The sequence below is a fragment of the Pseudomonas kuykendallii genome, assembly GCF_900106975.1.
Lineage (GTDB): Bacteria > Pseudomonadota > Gammaproteobacteria > Pseudomonadales > Pseudomonadaceae > Pseudomonas_O > Pseudomonas_O kuykendallii.
In genome coordinates this window covers 448722-465566 of sequence record NZ_FNNU01000002.1, presented here as the reverse complement: position 1 = coordinate 465566, position 16845 = coordinate 448722, and the positions used below count along the sequence as shown (strand labels likewise).

Here is a 16845-nt window from a genome sequence, read left to right as displayed (position 1 = left end):
GGCATGATCCGCCCCCTTGTTTTCCACCCTGCGTTGCACGCCATGCCGAACCCGATCGAAACGCCCGCCGCCGACGACTTCCCGCACATGCTCGAGGTCTGGGAGGCCGCGGTGCGCGCCACCCATGACTTTCTCGACGAGGCCGACATCCAGTTGCTCAAGCCGCTGTTGATCGGGCAGTACTTCCCGCAGCTGCGCTTGAGCTGCATCCGTGCCGCGGATGGCCGAGTCGCCGGTTTTCTCGGTTATGCCGAGGGCAAGGTGGAGATGCTTTTCGTCGACCCGCGTGTGCACGGCCATGGCATCGGCACGGCATTGCTGCGCGACGCCATCGAACGCCTGGGCGCGACCGAGGTCGACGTCAACGAACAGAACCCCCGCGCGCTGGGGTTCTACCTGAGCCAGGGGTTCGTCGTCGCAGGCCGTTCGCCGCTGGACGGCGGCGGGCGGCCCTTCCCGATCCTGCATCTGCGCCTCGACGCGCCGGTTCGCCCCGCACGCTGAGGCGACTCAGTTTCGCAGGGTGGGTGAGGCGCGCTGTGCGGCTGCGGACATCCGCGATGCCCCGCGCCGTAACCCACCGGACGCAGTCTCGCCGAACGCCGCTCGGTGGGCTGAAGCCCACCCTACGGTCGGGCTGGAACCGATTTCGTAGGGTGGGTTAGGCGCACGGTGCGGCTGCGGACATCCGCGATGGGTCGCGCCGTAACCCACCGGATGGGGTCTCGCCGAACTCCGCTCAGCGGAACGGCGGCTCGTCGAAGCTGCGCAGTTTGCGCGAGTGCAGCGAGTCGAGCTGGCTGCGCAGCAGGTCGAGCGCGGCGATGCCGATCTTCAGGTGCTGGCTGACCGCGCGTTCGTAGAACGCGCCGGCCGCGCCGGGCAGCTTGATCTCGCTGTGCAGCGGCTTGTCGGAGACGCACAGCAGCGTGCCGTAGGGCACCCGCAGCCGGTAGCCCTGGGCGGCGATGGTGCCGCTTTCCATGTCCACCGCCACCGCCCGCGAGAGGTTGATCAGCGCCCGCTCGTGGGCCCAGTGCAGCTCCCAGTTGCGGTCGTCGTAGGTCAGCACGGTGCCGGTGCGCAGGCGTCGCTTGAGCGCTTCGCCCTTGTCGCCGGTGACTTGCGCCGCGGCCTCCTGCAGCGCCTGCTGCACCTCGGCCAGCGCCGGGATCGGGATGTGCGGCGGCACCACGCGGTCGAGGATGCCGTCGCGGCGCATGTAGGCATGCGCCAGCACGTAGTCGCCGATGGTCTGCGACTGCCGCAGGCCGCCGCAGTGGCCGATCATCAGCCAGCAGTGCGGGCGCAACACGGCGAGGTGGTCGGTGATGTTCTTCGCGTTGGAGGGGCCGACCCCGATGTTCACCAGGGTCACGCCGTGGCCGTCGCTGGCGATCAGGTGGTAGGCCGGCATCTGGTAGCGGTGCCAGACCACCGCGTCGGCCACCGCCTGGGCGTCCTCCTCGGGCGTGCCGCGTTCGATGATCACGTTGCCCGGCAGCACCATGCGCACGAAGCGCGGATCGTCGCGCAGTTGCTCGAGACCGTGGCGGATGAACTGGTCGACGTAGCGGTGATAGTTGGTCAGCAGAATCCACGGTTGCACGTGGCGCCAGTCGCTGCCGGTGTAGTGCTGGATGCGCTTGAGCGAGAAGTCGGTGCGCGCGGCGTCGAACAGCGACAGCGGCAGCGCCTCGGTGTCGGTCCAGTCGTAGAGGCCGTCGGCCACCGAGTCGGTGGCGGCGGACAGGTCGGTGCTGGGGAACACCCGCGCCAGTTCGGCGGCGGTCACCCCGCTGCCGGCCAGCTCGTCGCCCTGCTCGACGACGTAGGGATAGGGGATGTTCTGCGCGCTGGAGCCGACCTCGACGCGCAGCGTGTAGTCGCTCATCAGCGGGCGTAACTGGTCGAGCAGGTAGCCGCGGAACGCCTCGGGATGGGTCACGGTGACCCGGTACACGCCCGGCACCTGAACCTTGGCGTAGGCGCGCGTGGTGGACGCCGCCTCGCCCTGGGTGGCGTAGGTCAGGCGCAGTTCCGGGTAGCGAAACAGCGCGCGCTGCGCGGCATCGGGCTCGGCGCGTTCCTTGAGGTAGCGCTTGAGCGCCTGGCTCAGCGAGGTCGCGGCGCGCTGGTGCAGCTCGGTGAGCAGGTCGACCGCCTGTTCGGCAGTGGAAGCGACGACGTATTCGTCGGCAACGTGATCGGTCATGCGGGGTTCCTTGTCTTGCGATTCGAAGCGATGCCCGCACGCTGCCACCGATTGCCGCTGCTTCGCAAGCGCGCTCGTCCGGGGACGGCCAGCGCGCCTCTACGGCCAGTGCTCGACCACCCGCTCCAGCGCCCGCTTCAGCTCGGTGCGACTACGGGCGGCGGCCAAGCTGATGCGCACGGCATTCAGCGGCGCATGGCCCACCGCGAACACCTCCGTCGGCGCGCCCTCGACCCCGGCCGCGCGACAGGCCGCCGCCAGCGACGCGCCGCCCGCTGCCTGCAACCACAGGTGCGGCGCGGCGGGCTGTTGCGGCATCCGCGGGCCGAGCAGGCGCGTCGCCAGGCGCCAGCGCTGGCGTACCTCCTCGCGCTGCCAGTCGAGACGCCGCTGCGCGGTGCCGTCCTCGATCCACTCGCAGGCGACCGCCAGGCACAGCGGCGAGACCGCCCAGTTGGTCGCCTGCGCCTCGCGGTCGATGCGCGCCAGCAACTGCGGCGAACCGGCGATGACGCCGAGGCGCAGCCCCGGCGAAACGGTCTTCGACAGACTGGTGACCAGCAGGCTGCGCTCGGGCAGCCGCTGCGCCAGCGGCGGCTGGTCGCTCAGCGCGCCGTACACGTCGTCCTCGATCAGCCACAGGCCGTGGCGCTCGATCACTTCGGCGACACGCGCGCGCCGCTCGGCATCCATGCAGGCGCCGGTGGGGTTCTGCAGGCACGGCGTGAGCACCAGCACCCGCGCCCCGGTGGCGCGCACCTGGCGGTCCAGGTCCTCCGGCAGGATGCCCTGGCGGTCCATCGCCACGCCGTGCAGCGGCAGGCGCAACTGCCGCGCCGCGCCCTTGATGCCGGGCGCGGTGAACGCCTCGGCGAGCAGCGGTTCGCCGGCCTCGCAGAGCGACAGCAGCGCCGCAGACACGCCCTGCTGGGCGCCGGCGCAGAGCAGCACGCGCGACGCCGGCCAGTCCAGGCCGCGCCCCTGCAGCCAGTGGCTGGCGGCGATTCGCCCACGCATCACCAGGGCCGCCGGCGCATAGCTCTGCAGTGCGTCGAGCTCGCCGCGCGCGGCCAGCCGGGCGAGGGTCTGCGACAGGTCGCGGTTGTCGGCGTCGGTCACCGGCACGTTGGTCGACAGGTCGATGCGTTCGCTGTCGGCCGGCGGCTGCTTGAGCAGGAACAGGCTCGCCTCGCGGCTGTCGGCGAGCACGTAGGTGCCACGGCCGACCTCGCCGGAGACCAGGTGCCGGCGCGCCGCCTCGCGGTAGGCCTGCATCACCGTGCTCGGGTTGATGCCGAGCGCCCAGGCCAGCCGCCGTTGCGGCGGCAGGCGCGCGCCGCAGGCCAGTTCGCCGCTGCGGATCGCCGTGGAGATCGCCTCGACCAGCGCCAGGTAGGTCGGCTGGTTGGCGGTATCGAGCTCAGGAAGCCACATTGTCTGCCATGCAATATAAGGATTTACCCATACAATGCGCGCACCGTAGCATCGGGTCAAACCCACGGAGAAAGCCGATGTTCGACCTGCAGCAACTGCGCGATGCCGCCCACCTGATCCGTCCCCTCGTCCCACCCACCGCGCAGATCGCCTGGCCGTTGCTGGCCGAGCGGAGCGGCTGCGAAGTCTGGGTCAAGCACGAGAACCACAACCCCACCGGGGCCTTCAAGCTGCGTGGCGGGCTGGTCTACGTCGACAGCCTGCGCCGCCGGTTGCCGGCGCTGCGCGGGCTGATCACCGCCACCCGCGGCAACCACGGCCAGAGCCTCGCGCTGGCCGCCCGCCACGCCGGGCTGGCGCTGCGCATCCTGGTGCCGGAGGGCAATGCGCGGGAAAAGAACGCGGCGATGCGCGCGTTCGGCGCCGAGGTGATCGAGCAGGGCCGCGACTTCGACGAAGCCCGCGCGCTGGCCGCGCGAATGGCCCGCGACGAGGGCCTGCATTTCGTGCCCGCGCTGCACCCGGACCTGGTGCGCGGGGTGGCCACCTACGCGCTGGAACTGTTCGAGGCGGCGCCGCCGCTGGACCGTGTGTACGTGCCGATCGGCATGGGTTCGGGCATCTGCGGGCTGATCCGCACCCGCGACCTGCTCGGCCTAAGCACCGAGATCGTCGGGGTCGTCGCGCGCGGCGCGGACGCCTACGCGCAGAGCTTCGAGGCCGGGGAAATTCGCCGCACCGAACGTGCCGAGACCTTCGCCGACGGCATGGCCTGCCGCGACCCGCAGGCCGAGGCGCTGGAGATCATCCGCGCCGGCGCCGCGCGCATCCTGCGGGTCGACGACGAGGAAATCCGCGCGGCGATCCGCGTGCTCCACGAGGACACCCACAACCTGGCCGAAGGCGCCGGCGCCGCCGCCCTCGCCGCACTGTTGCAGGAACGCGAGACCAACCGCGGCGGCCGCGCCGCGGTGATCCTCAGCGGCGCCAACATCGACCGGCAGATGCTGGCGGAGATCATTCGCTGATAGGCGTCGGGTAAAGCCCCTCTCCCCCGGCCCCTCTCCCGTGAACGGGAGAGGGGAGCGAAGCGCCCGGCGCTGCGGAGGCTGCCGATGCTGTGGCGGTACCGTCGGAGACCTTGTTCAAGAAAGCGCGGCGGAGCCTTCTCTCAGGTCACCACGCGGTAACAGGGGACGTAGGCGCTGCCGCCCGGCAGCTTCATGCGGTGCTGCTCGACGAAGGCCTGCAGCAGGCGGTCGAGGGTCTGCATGATGTCCTTGTCGCCGCTGATCTCGTAGGGACCGTGTTCCTCGATCAGGCGGATGCCGTGGGCCTTGACGTTGCCGGCGACGATGCCGGAGAAGGCCCGGCGCAGGTTGGCGGCCAGCTCGTGCAGCGGCTGGTTGCGGGTCAGGTTGAGGCCGGCCATGTTGGCGTGGGTCGGCTCGAACGGATGCTGGAAGCTGCCGTCGATCTTCAGCAGCCAGTTGAAGTGGAAGGCATCGTTGCGCTCGCGACGGAACTGCTGGACCGCCTTGATTCCCGCCGCCATCTGCCGGGCTACTTCCGTCGGGTCGTTGACGATCAGCGTGTAGCGTTTCTGCGCCGCCTCGCCGAGGGTGTCGCCGATGAACGCGTGCAGCTGCTGCAGGTAGGTCGCGGCGCTCTTCGGCCCGGTGAGGATCAGCGGGAACGGCAGCTCGGCGTTGTCCGGGTGCATGAGGATGCCCAGCAGGTAGAGGAATTCCTCCGCCGTGCCGGCGCCGCCAGGGAAGATGATGATGCCATGGCCGACACGGACGAAGGCCTCCAGGCGCTTCTCGATGTCCGGCAGGATCACCAGCTCGTTGACGATCGGGTTCGGCGCCTCGGCGGCGATGATGCCCGGCTCGGTCAGGCCCAGGTAGCGACCCCCGAGGATGCGCTGCTTGGCGTGGGAGATGGTCGCGCCCTTCATCGGCCCCTTCATCACGCCGGGGCCGCAGCCGGTGCAGATGTCCATCCCGCGCAGGCCCAGCTCGTGGCCGGCGCGTTTGGTGTACTTGTATTCCTCGCTGCTGATCGAATGCCCGCCCCAGCACACGACGATCTTCGGCTCGACCCCGGCGCGCAGCGTGCGGGCATTGCGCAGCAGGTGGAAGACGTAGTCGGTGAGGCCCTGCGAGGTCTCGGTGTCGACGCGCTGGTTCTCCAGTTCGCTCTGCGTGTAGACGATGTCGCGCAGTGCGCTGAACAGCATCTCGCGGGTGCTGGCGATCATCTCGCCATCGACGAAGGCATCGGCCGGGGCGTTGAGCAACTCCAGGCGAATGCCGCGATCCTGCTGGTGGATCTTCACCTCGAAGTCCGGATAGGCCTCAAGGATGGTCTTGGCGTTGTCGCTGTGCGACCCGGTGTTGAGGATCGCCAACGCGCACTGGCGGAACAGCGCGTACACGCTGCCGGAGCCGGTTTCGCGCAATTGCTGCACTTCACGCTGGGAGAGGGTTTCCAGGCTGCCCTTGGGCGATACCGAGGCGTTGATCGTGTTTCGTAGGGACATTGAGCTTTCCGAGGCGCGTGATTCCGGCGGAGTCGACGGAACCAGGGGTTGGGGACATGTGATGACGTTACCTGAAGCGGAGGGTCCTGCGCACGGCCGGTTTTGATCGGCTCGCGGGCGGGCTCGCACGGACGAGCGCTTTGGACGCCGGCACGGCCATTTCATTCCCCGCCGGCGCCCGCTTCACAGCCAGTCCTTCGATGCGGCGGTGAGCATTTCGTGGATCAACTGCGCGAAGCGCTGGGTCAGCACGCTCTGCGGCCGGTCCACCGGCAACAGCAGGTAGGTCGGGAAGCGAATCTGCGGGTGAAACGGGCGGGTCTCGATATCCCGGTGCAGGTATTCCATCGCCACCATCGGGTTGACGATGCTCACGCCCAGGCCGAGCGCGACGAGCGAGCAGATGGTCGCCGCGTAGGGCGTTTCCAGGTTGAGCTTGCGCTGGCCCTTGCCGTCCGGGAACACCCGGTCCACCCGCGCGCGCGAACCGTCGTTCTGCGACAGCGAAATGAACTCCTCGCCCTTCAGGTCCTCCGGCCCCACCGAATCGAGAGCGCCCAGCCGATGCCCCTTGGGAAACACGCAGACTCCCGGCACATCGCAGATGGCCTGGCTTTTCACGCCAGGAAACTCCTTGCCCACATAGGACGCCAGCCCGAGGTCGCAGAACTGCGAGGCGGCCCAGTGCGCGACCGTCGGCGAGTCGTTGGTGTGGATCGAGACCGCCACGTCCGGGTTCTCCGCGCGAAAGCGCTGGATCACCCGCGGCAGCAGCGTCAGCGAGAGCGAAGGCACGGCGGCGATGCGCAGGCGCCCGGTGCCGGCGCGGCGGATGTTCTGTGCCGACTGCTCCAGGCTGTGCAGGCCGATGAAGGCGCGCTCGACATCGGCGAACAGCGCCGTTCCCTCGTCGGTGGGCATCAGCCGTCCGCCCAGGCGCTCGAACAGGCGGAAGCCGCTCTGCCGCTCCAGCTGCGCGATCAGCCGGCTGATATTGGGTTGCGAGGTGTGCAGCGACTCGGCGGCGGCGGTCATCGAACCGCTCAACATCACGGCGCGGAAGGCTTCGACTTGTTTGAAATTCATGGCCAGACCATATCAATTCCGTATGAGCCCCCACTGTATTGTCATTTGTTGGCATGAACCAGAGGCCTTATAACTGTTCTCGGCAGCGATGCAACCGCGCAGATGGATGCGCTGTCCGGAGAAGTACGAGCCCGTCCCTTGCACCGAGTCCCGTCTCGGTTCCTGCCCTGAAATCATGTGTCGCCGTGCCGGTGCACGCGATGCTGAACGTTGACCAGGAGGCACCATGTCGTTTTCCTTCAAGACCCTTCGCACCGTATTGGCCTTTTCCTGCGTGTCCCTGACGGGGCTGGCGCCGCTGCATGCCGCCGAGCTGCCTGCCGTTCCCGATGACATCAAGGAAGCCGGCCAGCTGCGCGCGGGCGTGCGCTGCGACCAGCCTCCCTACGGCTTCCAGGATGGAAGCGGCGAGTTCGCCGGGGTCGAGGTGGAGATGTCCAGGCAAATCGCGCTCTGGGCGTTGGGCTCGAAGGACAAGGTGACCTTCACCTGCGTCACCGCCGAGAACCGGGTGCCGCAATTGCTTGGGCGCAAGGTCGACTTCCTGATCGCGACGCTCGGCGTGACCCCCGAGCGCCAGCGCGTCATCGACTTCACCACGCCCTATCGCTGGGGCGCCAGCGACGTGGTGGTGAAGAAGGACAGCCCGATCAGGAAGATCACCGACCTGAACGGCAAGACCCTCGCCACCCTGAAGGGCTCGGTGCAGGCCAAGTGGTTCGAGGACCACATGCCCGAGGTGAAGACCCTGCGCATGAACAGCGCCGCCGATGCGCTGCAGACCTTCCGCCAGGGACGCGCCGACGCCTACACCCACGACGCGGCGACCTTGGTCGTGGTGGCCGACAACGACAAGAATGCGCGCCTGCTCAACGAGCCGTTCCAGATCTCCGACGCCGCCATCGGCGTGCGCAAGAACGAGGCGGCCTGGCGCGACTACCTGAGCGCCGCGGTGGCGCGGATGCACGAGGAAAAACTGTTCCGCGTCTGGGTCCAGCAGTACGTGCCGGAAAACATCCAGAGCTACTACCTGAGCGTCTTCGAGCAGGCCAAACCTGCCGAAGCGCTCTGAGCGTCGGCCGCCGATGGACTTCGATTTCGACTACCTGCTGGCGCAATGGCCGGCGCTGCTGGACGGCGTGCTGATGACCCTGCGGGTGTCGCTGCTGGCCATCGCCGCCTCGCTGGTCATCGGTGTTCTCGGCGGCGCCGCGCGGGTGATGAAGATCCCGCTGCTAGCGCAGTTCGTCGCCCTGTACGTGGAGTTGATCCGCAACACGCCGATCCTGGTGCAGCTGTTCTTCATCTTCTACGGCCTGCCGGCCATCGGCATGGAGCTCTCGCTGTTCTGGTCGGGGGTGCTGTGCCTGTCGCTGTGGGCCGGCGCCTACCAGGTGGAAAACGTGCGCGGCGGCCTGGCCACCGTCGAGTACGGCATGCGCGAGGCGAGCATGGCCCTGAGCCTCAAGCCGATCCATTACTTCGCCCTGGTGGCCCTGCCCATCGCCTTCCGCACCAGCCTGCCGGCGATGCTCAACACGGCGATTTCGCTGTTGAAGAACTCCTCCTACCTGCAGGCCATCGGCCTGGCGGAGCTGACCTTCGTCGCGGTGGACCGCATCGCCACGGACTTTCGCGCGATCGAGATGTTCAGCGCGATCTGCGTCATCTACCTGGCCCTGGTAGCGGTTTTGGCGGCGCTGACCGGGCGCCTGTCCGCCCACCTGCAACGTCCTTTCCAGCACTGAGGTCGCCATGAACATCCTCATCGAGAACTGGGGGTTCGTCTCCAAAGGTTTATGGATGACGCTGCGCCTGGCGCTGGTGGTCCTGCTGTTCACCACCCTGATTTCGTCGGTGTTCGGCGTACTGGCAACCCTGCGCAACCGCGTGCTGCGCACGCTCATCCATGCCTACGTCGAGCTGTTCCGCTCGATCCCGCTGATCGTCAACGTGTTCTTCATCTTCTTCGGCGCGCCGATGCTGGGCCTGGACCTGAGCCCGTTCGCCGCCGTCACCACCGGGCTGACCCTGTGGGGCAGCGCCAACGGTATCGAAATCGTCCGCGGCGGCCTCGAATCGGTGCCCCGCCACCAGTGGAAGAGCGCCTGGACGCTGGGGCTGCGGCCCTGGCAGATCTACCTGCACGTGATCGCCCCGCAGTCGATGCGGGCGATCCTGCCGGCCTACACCGGCCTGCTGACGATGCTCGTCCAGGCCACCTCGCTTGGCGCCCTGGTGGGGGTCAGCGAGTTCCTCAAGGTCGGCCAGATCATCATCGAACGCGCCACGGTGATGACCGGCGTCAGCCCGGCGTTCACCGTCTACGGCGGCGTCCTGCTGGTTTATTTCGTCATCTGTTCGTCGCTGAGCTGGCTCAGCCGCTATCTCGAACGCCGCCTGGGCCGCCCGGCGATGCGTACCAAAAACCAGGGGGTTTCATGATGCAAGAATCCAAAGTCAGTCGGCGCCTGAAGGAAGCCACCGCCCCGGAGGTCAACGAGTACATCTACCGGCCGCGCCTGGAAGGTTTCGCCGACGGCTTCGCCAATCTGGGCGACGTCAACAAGGCGCACATCGTCATGCTCGCCGAGCGCGGCCTGATTCGCGAAGAACATGCGGCAGTGCTGGCCAGGGGCGTGCTGGACATGGAGGCGGCCGGGCCGGCCGCGGTGACCCTCGACCCCTCCCGCGAGGACGCCTATTTCAATTACGAGGCGCACCTGATCGAGCAGATCGGCGCCGACATCGGCGGCCGCCTGCACACCGGGCGCAGCCGCAACGACATGCTCGCGACCCTGGACCGCCTGCGTTGCCGGGAAGTCCTGATGGACCTCATCGACGCGCTGATCCAGGTACGCCAGACCGCGCTGGAAAGGGCCGAGGCGTTCGCCAGCGTGGTGATGCCGGGCTACACCCACCTGCAGCCGGCCCAGCCGATCACCTACGGGTTCTACCTGTCGGCGGTCGAGCAGGCGCTGGAGCGCGATTGCCGGCGACTGACCCAGACCCTCGAATCGATGAACCAGAGCCCGCTGGGCGCCGCCGCCTTCGCCGGCACTCCGTTCGCGATAGACCGGGCGCGCACCGCCGAGCTGCTGGGCTTCGACGGTTATCTGGACAACGCCCTGGACGCCGTGGGCTCCCGCGATTTCATTCTCGAAAGCCTGTCCCACCTGAGCCTGCTGTCGGTGTTCTGGAGCCGCGTGGCGCAGGACTACTTCGTCTGGAGCACCCACGAGTTCAGCCTGATCGACTTCCCCGACAGCGTCGCGGCGACCTCCAGCATCATGCCGCAGAAGAAGAACCCGACCGTCCTGGAATACCTCAAGGGTCGCAGCGGGCACATCGTCGGCCTGCTGATGGGCGCCAGCACCACCATCAAGGGCAGCAACTTTTCCCACACCGGCGACGCCAACCGCGAAGGCACCCGCAGCTTCTGGGAGGCGGCGGAAGAGAGCCTGCGCTGCCTGAAGCTGCTCGATCTGGTGCTGCGCACGGCGACGCCGAACGCGCGACTGGGGGTGCAACGGGCCGGCGAGGACTTCTCCACCGCCACCGCCCTGGCCGACCTGATCGTGCGCGAGGCGGACCTGTCGTTCCGCGAGGCGCACCACGTCGTCGGCGGCGTGGTGCGCCTGGCGATGGACGCGGGGATTCCGGCGCACCGCATCGACACGGCGATGGTGGACGTCTGCGCGCTGGAGCAGCTCGGCCACCCGCTGAACCTGGCCGCGGACAAGGTGCGCGACTGCCTCGACCCCACCGCCAACGTGCAGGCGCGCACCTCCGCTGGCGGCCCCTCGCTGCTCTCGCTGGAGCCCAGCCTGATCCGCGCCAATCAACGCGTCGAGCTGGAGCGCCAGGCCAACCAGGCCCGCCGCGACCGCCTGGCGGCGGCCCATGAGCGGCTGCAGGCGGCGACCCGGGCGCAGGCCGGCCTATGAAGCCGATGCTCACCGTGCGTGACCTGCACAAGCACTTCGGGGAGCACGAGGTGGTCAAAGGCGTCGACCTGGACGTCAGCGAGGGCGAGGTGGTGGTGATCATCGGCCCCAGCGGCTCGGGGAAGTCGACCTTCATCCGCTGCCTGAACAGCCTCGAAGAGCCTACCGCCGGCACCGTCGTCATCGACGGCGGCGAATCGATCCAGGCGGGAAACCGCAGGGCGCTGGCCCGCCTGCGCGAGGACGTCGGCATGGTGTTCCAGGACTACACCCTGTTTCCGCACATGACGGTGCTGGCGAACATGACGCTCGCGCCGGTCAAGCTCAAGCGGGCGTCGCGCGCGGATGCCGAGCGCGAGGCGCTGGCGTTGCTGGAGCGGGTGGGCCTGCAGCACAAGGCCGACGGCTACCCGTCGGAGCTTTCCGGCGGCCAGCAGCAGCGCGTGGCCATCGTCCGCGCGCTGGCGATGAAGCCGCGCCTGCTGTTGTTCGACGAGCCGACCTCGGCGCTCGACCCGGAGACCGTCGGCGACGTGCTCAACGTGATGAAGGGCCTGGCCGCGGAAGGCATGACCATGATCGTGGTGACCCACGAGATGGGCTTCGCCCGCGAAGTGGCGGATCGGGTGGTGTTCTTCGCGGACGGCCGCATCGTCGAAATGGGGCCGCCTTCGCAGATGTTCACCGCGCCGAAGGAAGCCCGCACGCAGCAGTTCCTCCACAGCGTCCTGCACTGACGTCTCGCGGGCGAAACGTCCGCCACATTCAGAACAGATGCGGGGTGCTGCGCGCCAGCAGCGCCTCGCTATCCACGCCGCGTGGCAGGGTGCCGTATTCGCGGCCGCCGTCGCCCAGACGGCTGGCGATGAAAGCGTCGGAGACCACGGCGTTGCCGGCCTCCAGCAGCAGTTTGGCCTGCAGGCCGATGGCCACGTCCTCGGTGAGCTGGCGGGCGCGGTACTGGATGTCGTCGGTGTCGCGGAAGTTCTTCGCCAGGCGCTCGATGTGCGCGCGCAGGCGGGCATCGCCGTGGCCATCGCCGAGTTCGGCGAACAGCGCGTCGAGCACCCCGGCCTCTTTCGACAGCGCGCGCAGCACGTCCAGGCACTGCACGTTGCCGGAGCCTTCCCAGATCGAGTTGACCGGTGCCTCGCGGTACAGCCGCGGCAGGATGGTTTCCTCGACGTAACCGGCGCCGCCCAGGCACTCCGAGGCTTCGGCGATCATTCCCGGCGCGCGCTTGCAGATCCAGTACTTGCCGACCGCGGTGACCAGGCGGGCGAAGGTCGCCTCCTGGGCATCGTCGGCGTTGTCCAGCGCGTGCCCCATGCGCAGGCTCAGCGCCAGCGCGGCTTCGCTTTCCAGGGCGAGGTCGGCCAGCACGTTGCGCATCAGCGGCTGTTCGGCGAGCAGGCGGCCGCCGACCTGACGGTGCGCGCAGTGGTGCGTGGCCTGGCTCAGCGCCTGGCGCATCAGGGCGCTGGAACCGACCATGCAATCGAAGCGGGTCATCCCGACCATCTCGATGATGGTCGGCACGCCGCGGCCTTCCTCGCCGATCATCCAGGCCAGCGCGCCGCGGTATTCCACTTCGCTGGAGGCGTTCGACCAGTTGCCCAGCTTGTTCTTCAGACGCTGGATGTAGAAGGCGTTGCGCGTGCCGTCCGGGCGGTGGCGCGGCAGCAGGAAGCAGGTCAGGCCCTTGTCGGTGTAGGCCAGGGTCAGGAAGGCGTCGCACATCGGCGCCGAGCAGAACCACTTGTGGCCGACCAACTCGTAGGCCTGGCCCGGCCCGCCGGCACCGAGGGCGTGGGCGCGGGTGGTGTTGGCGCGCACGTCGGTACCGCCCTGCTTCTCGGTCATCGCCATGCCGAGGGTGACGCCGGCCTTGCGCTCCATCGGCAGGTTGCGCGGGTCGTATTCGCTGGCGAGGACGCGCGGCAGCCACTGCGCGGCGATGTCCGGCTGCAGTTGCAGCGCCGGCACGCTGGCGAAGGTCATGGTCAGCGGACAGCCGCTGCCGGACTCTGCCTGCGAGTGCAGGTAACTCAGCCCGGCCCGCGCCACGTGGGCGCCGGCGCGCGGGTCGGTCCAGGGCAGCGACGGGATGCCGTGCTCGATGGCCGTGCGCATCAGCTCGTGGTAGGCCGGATGGAATTCCACTAGGTCGATGCGCTGGCCATAGCGGTCATGGCTCTTGAACACCGGCTTGTTCTCGTTGGCGAGGAAACCCGCCGCCATCAGCGGCCCGCCGGCCAGCGCGCCGTATGCCTGCAGACGGTCCTCGGCCCAGCCGCCCTGGAAGCGGTGCACCCACTCCTGTAACGGCAGGTCGACGCGGTAGAGGTTGGCGCCGTCCAGCGGCGGCACCTGGTTGAAGACCTCGTGGGTTTCGCCGAGGGCACTGAACGCGGACTGAGGGGAATTCACGGATGGGGCTCCTTGGCGCCGACAGCGCGCAGACAGAAAGTGGTCAGGGCATCGCTGACCACGGCCAGTTCAACGGACGGCCGACCGGCCTCGCGCGCCGCCCAGGCGGGCGGCGACAGCGGACCGACCAGCGATTCGGCAATCGCGCCCACCAGGCACGCGGCGATCACTCGCGGTTGCGCGACCTGGAACGCGCCCTGAGCCGCGCCTTCCTCCAGCAGCTCGCAGAACAGCTCGCCATAGGCTTCGCGGTAGAGCAGGCGTTGCTCGTCCACCTCCGCCTCTACCGGCTCGGCGATCAAGGCGAAGGCCAGCGAACGGCTGCTCCAGGCCCGCGCGGCGAACTGCCGGACGCCGCGCGCCAGGCGTGTCGCCGGATCGCCGTCGCCCCTCAACACCTCGCGCAGCGCCTCGACCTCGCGGCCGCTGGCGCTGGCGAACACCTCCGCCGCCAGCTCGCCCTTGCTGTGGAAATGGCGGTACAGGCTGCCGGTGGCGATGCCGACGTCGTCGGCCAGGGCGACCATGGTCAGGCTGGCGAAACCGCCGCCGGCCACCCGGCTCAGGGCGCAGTCGAGAATGCGCTGGCGCAGTTGCTCATCGCGATCCATGCGGGCGGGGGTGGTGCGGTAGGCCATGGGTGGCTCCCGATTGCTTCACAAGAAGTGAACCAACGTTCAGATGTTTGCGAAAGCGGGAAATCGGCCAAAGCGCAGGCCTTACTCCGCCAAGGCGTTCATCCCGACGTACGGCAGAGGGCGTCGCCGCCGGCCGATTGTTCTTCTGACCGCACCCGGTTGGTTCGGTTGAGCAGCGCGCGGCGAAGAAGCCGCTGCAGCTCCTCGAAGCGCATCGGTTTGCCCAGGCAATCGTCCATCCCCGCCGCCAGGCAATGCTCGCGGGCAGCGGCCTGCGGCGCGCCGACCATGCCCAGCAGCACCAGCCCGGCGTACTCCGACCGCTGGCGCAGGCGCCGACAGGTGGCATAGGCGTCATCGCCGGGGGCGGCGCAATCGATCAGCAGCGCATCCACCGGCTCCAGCGCGAGCAGCTCGAAGGCCTGCTCGCCGTTGTCGACGGTGAATACCTGGTAGCCCAGCTTGAGCAGCATGCCGCGCGACACCAGGCGGCTGACCGTGTCCTCTTCCACCAGCAATACCCGGCAGTCGGCCGGGCGCCGCGGCGCGACGGCGCCGGCTGCCGTGCCGGTCGTGTGACGGACGCCGGACGCCAGCGGCAGCCTCAGCTCGAAGCGGCTGCCGCGGCCCGGCAAGGACTGGTGGCGCAGTTCGCCGCCGAGCAGTCCGGCGAGCTGGCGGCACAACGCCAGGCCGATGCCCAGGCCGCCGTGGGTGCGGGTCAGCGATCCGTCGAGCTGCTTGAAATGCTGGTACAACGAGCCATCGGCTGGCGTGACGAAGCCGATCCCGCTGTCGCTGACGACGAAGCTCAGGTGGCCCGCGGCGTCGCTTTCGCGCGCCACGCGCAGCACCACGCCGCCGCGTACAGTGAACTTGATCGCGTTGTCCAGCAGGTGGCCGAGGCACTGGGCGATCTTCTGCGCGTCGCCCTCGAGCACCTCTTCGAGGCCAGGCTGACGCTCGAGGGAAAAGCGCAGGCCCTTGTCCTCGGCACGCGCCGCGTAGCTGCCGCGCAGCGCCTCGAGCAGCCCGCCGAGGCTGAACGGCTCGCGCACGGCGCGCAGGCGCCCGGCCTGCAGCTCGGTGAGTGCCAGCAGGTCATCGATCATGCCCAGCAGCGCGCGCGCCGAATCGGCCGCGGTCTTGCGGTAAAGCGCCGATTCGGTGTCCAGCGGCATGGTCTGCAACAGGTCCAGCGAACCGATCACGCCGTTCATCGGCGTGCGCAGCTCATGGGTCAGGGTGGCGAGGAATTCGTCCTTGAGGCGATTGCCCGCCGCCAGCTCGGCGTTGAGCGCCTGCAGTTTCCGCTCGGCCGCCTGCAGGATGCCGGTGCGCTCCTCCTTCAGCGCGTTGATCCGGTCGGCCAGGGCCAGCGACAGCAGGCCGACCTCCAGCGCCGAACCGATCTGGCTGGCGTACATGGTGAAGAAGACGTTGGGCAGGTAGCCGAGCACCATCAGCGTGTTGATCAGTCCGCCGCCGAGGAAGGCGCTCCAGGCCAGGGTGAAATAGCGCGCCACCTGCATCCCGCGCGCCCAGGCCAGCACGCCGGCGGCGAACACCGTGACGGTGAACGCCAGCGCCAACAGCGTGGCCAGGCGCAAGGCGATGGCGTAGCTGCTGCACAGCGACAGCAGCATGACCAGCGCGGCGCTGACCATGAGCACGCGCAGCAACCGATCGAGCGGCAGCGAGTACTGCCCGATACGCAGGAAACGCCGGGCGAACTGGCTGCCGAACAGCGCCGTGGCACCGATGAAGAACGGCGTGGACGCATTCGCCCACCAGGGGTTGTCCGGCCAGAGATACTGGATGCCGGCGCCATTCACCGATACCTGATAGAGGCCGAACGAAGCGATGTAGAGGATGTAGTAGAGGTAGCTTACGTCGCGGACGCTGAGGAAGATGAACAGGTTGTAGAAGAGCATCACCAGCAGCACGCCGTAGATGATTCCAAGCATGTAGACGCGGCCGGTCTGGCCTTCGAGATAGGCATGCGGCGCCCACAGCGTCAGCGGCGCCTGGATCGAACCCTCGCTTTTCAGCCGCAGGTAGACGCGCACGGGCTGACCGGGCTGCAGGCCGAGGCGGAACAGATAGTTGTTCTGCTTCAGCTCGCGGCTGGCGAACGGCAGGCCGTCGCCCGTGTGCCGCACCAGCCGGTAGCGCCCCTCGGCGTCGGCCAGGTAGAACTGCAGGTCGTCGAGCGGCGGATAGGCCAGTTCCAGCAGCCAGTCGCGCCCATCGCCGGCACCGTGCGGCCGGTAGTCCAGGTCCACGCGCAGCCAGAACGCCGAATGCGAATAACCGGCGTTGAGCACGTCCTGGTCATGCGCGCGGAATTTGCCGTCGAAGGCGGACGAGCTGATCTCTTCGATGCCGACCTCGCCGCGCGGGTCCTCGAAGACCGCCATCGCGCGTCCCAGCGGGACATTCTCGGTTCGTTCGTCGAAGCTGATCGCCGCTGCCAGGCTCGGCAACAGGCAAAGGATGGAGAGAAGGAGTTGCCGCATACGTCCTGCACAAAACGGCCGGTGACAGAAG

General features: G+C 68.5%; 14 protein-coding genes. 7 read left to right on the top strand and 7 right to left on the bottom strand.

Translation table 11 applies throughout. From position 1 onward, the window contains the following. Positions 1-3: 3 nt before the first annotated feature. Positions 4-504: a GNAT family N-acetyltransferase gene (locus BLV15_RS07335; protein ID WP_407072469.1), complete on the top strand. Its 501-nt coding sequence runs from the start codon at positions 4-6 to the stop codon at positions 502-504. Between the two features lie 235 nt (positions 505-739). Here BLV15_RS07335 and amn read toward each other — a convergent pair whose 3' ends face one another. Beyond that, positions 740-2215, bottom strand: coding sequence for an AMP nucleosidase (gene amn, locus BLV15_RS07330; protein ID WP_090226042.1), 1476 nt, complete (start codon positions 2213-2215; stop codon positions 740-742). 99 nt (positions 2216-2314) lie between these two features. Further along, complete coding sequence (locus BLV15_RS07325; RefSeq protein WP_090226041.1) at positions 2315-3649, bottom strand: aminotransferase-like domain-containing protein; 1335 nt, start codon at positions 3647-3649, stop codon at positions 2315-2317. Between the two features lie 77 nt (positions 3650-3726). On the opposite strand from BLV15_RS07325, the gene BLV15_RS07320 reads away from it, so the two are divergent. Beyond that, positions 3727-4677 carry a threonine dehydratase gene (locus BLV15_RS07320; RefSeq protein ID WP_090226039.1) on the top strand — a complete coding sequence of 317 codons (951 nt, stop codon included), beginning with the start codon at positions 3727-3729 and terminating at the stop codon, positions 4675-4677. A 143-nt stretch (positions 4678-4820) separates the two neighbouring features. On the opposite strand, the gene ppnN is transcribed toward BLV15_RS07320, so the two are convergent. Both ppnN and BLV15_RS07310 read right to left on the bottom strand, forming a co-directional pair. Next, on the bottom strand, positions 4821-6194 hold the full coding sequence (gene ppnN, locus BLV15_RS07315) for a nucleotide 5'-monophosphate nucleosidase PpnN (RefSeq protein WP_090226037.1): 1374 nt from the start codon (positions 6192-6194) through the stop codon (positions 4821-4823). 183 nt (positions 6195-6377) lie between these two features. Further along, the gene (locus BLV15_RS07310; protein WP_090226034.1) at positions 6378-7280 is read right to left on the bottom strand and encodes a LysR substrate-binding domain-containing protein; all 903 of its coding nucleotides are present in this window, start codon (positions 7278-7280) and stop codon (positions 6378-6380) included. A gap of 226 nt (positions 7281-7506) precedes the next feature. Here BLV15_RS07310 and BLV15_RS07305 point away from each other — a divergent pair, with 226 nt between their 5' ends. From BLV15_RS07305 to BLV15_RS07285, 5 genes are read left to right on the top strand one after another with little or no spacing between them, the layout of a single operon-like run. Next, positions 7507-8352 carry a transporter substrate-binding domain-containing protein gene (locus BLV15_RS07305; protein ID WP_090226031.1) on the top strand — a complete coding sequence of 282 codons (846 nt, stop codon included), beginning with the start codon at positions 7507-7509 and terminating at the stop codon, positions 8350-8352. 13 nt (positions 8353-8365) lie between these two features. Continuing rightward, positions 8366-9028 carry an amino acid ABC transporter permease gene (locus BLV15_RS07300; protein WP_090226030.1) on the top strand — a complete coding sequence of 221 codons (663 nt, stop codon included), beginning with the start codon at positions 8366-8368 and terminating at the stop codon, positions 9026-9028. Between the two features lie 7 nt (positions 9029-9035). Next, positions 9036-9725, top strand: coding sequence for an amino acid ABC transporter permease (locus BLV15_RS07295; protein WP_090226027.1), 690 nt, complete (start codon positions 9036-9038; stop codon positions 9723-9725). Then, the gene (argH, locus tag BLV15_RS07290; RefSeq protein WP_245728148.1) at positions 9722-11227 is read left to right on the top strand and encodes an argininosuccinate lyase; all 1506 of its coding nucleotides are present in this window, start codon (positions 9722-9724) and stop codon (positions 11225-11227) included. The genes BLV15_RS07295 and argH overlap by 4 nt, the downstream gene beginning before the upstream one ends. After that, the gene (locus BLV15_RS07285) at positions 11224-11964 is read left to right on the top strand and encodes an amino acid ABC transporter ATP-binding protein (RefSeq protein WP_090226025.1); all 741 of its coding nucleotides are present in this window, start codon (positions 11224-11226) and stop codon (positions 11962-11964) included. The genes argH and BLV15_RS07285 overlap by 4 nt, the downstream gene beginning before the upstream one ends. 28 nt (positions 11965-11992) lie before the next feature. Here BLV15_RS07285 and BLV15_RS07280 read toward each other — a convergent pair whose 3' ends face one another. The 3 genes from BLV15_RS07280 to BLV15_RS07270 form a co-directional block, all read right to left on the bottom strand. Then, positions 11993-13657, bottom strand: coding sequence for an acyl-CoA dehydrogenase family protein (locus BLV15_RS07280; RefSeq protein ID WP_090226023.1), 1665 nt, complete (start codon positions 13655-13657; stop codon positions 11993-11995). Further along, a complete protein-coding gene (locus tag BLV15_RS07275) occupies positions 13654-14295 on the bottom strand; it encodes a TetR/AcrR family transcriptional regulator (RefSeq protein ID WP_090226020.1) in 642 nt (213 codons plus the stop codon). The genes BLV15_RS07280 and BLV15_RS07275 overlap by 4 nt, the downstream gene beginning before the upstream one ends. Positions 14296-14393: 98 nt before the next feature. Continuing rightward, positions 14394-16814: a 7TM diverse intracellular signaling domain-containing protein gene (locus BLV15_RS07270; RefSeq protein WP_090226015.1), complete on the bottom strand. Its 2421-nt coding sequence runs from the start codon at positions 16812-16814 to the stop codon at positions 14394-14396. Positions 16815-16845: the final 31 nt, after the last annotated feature.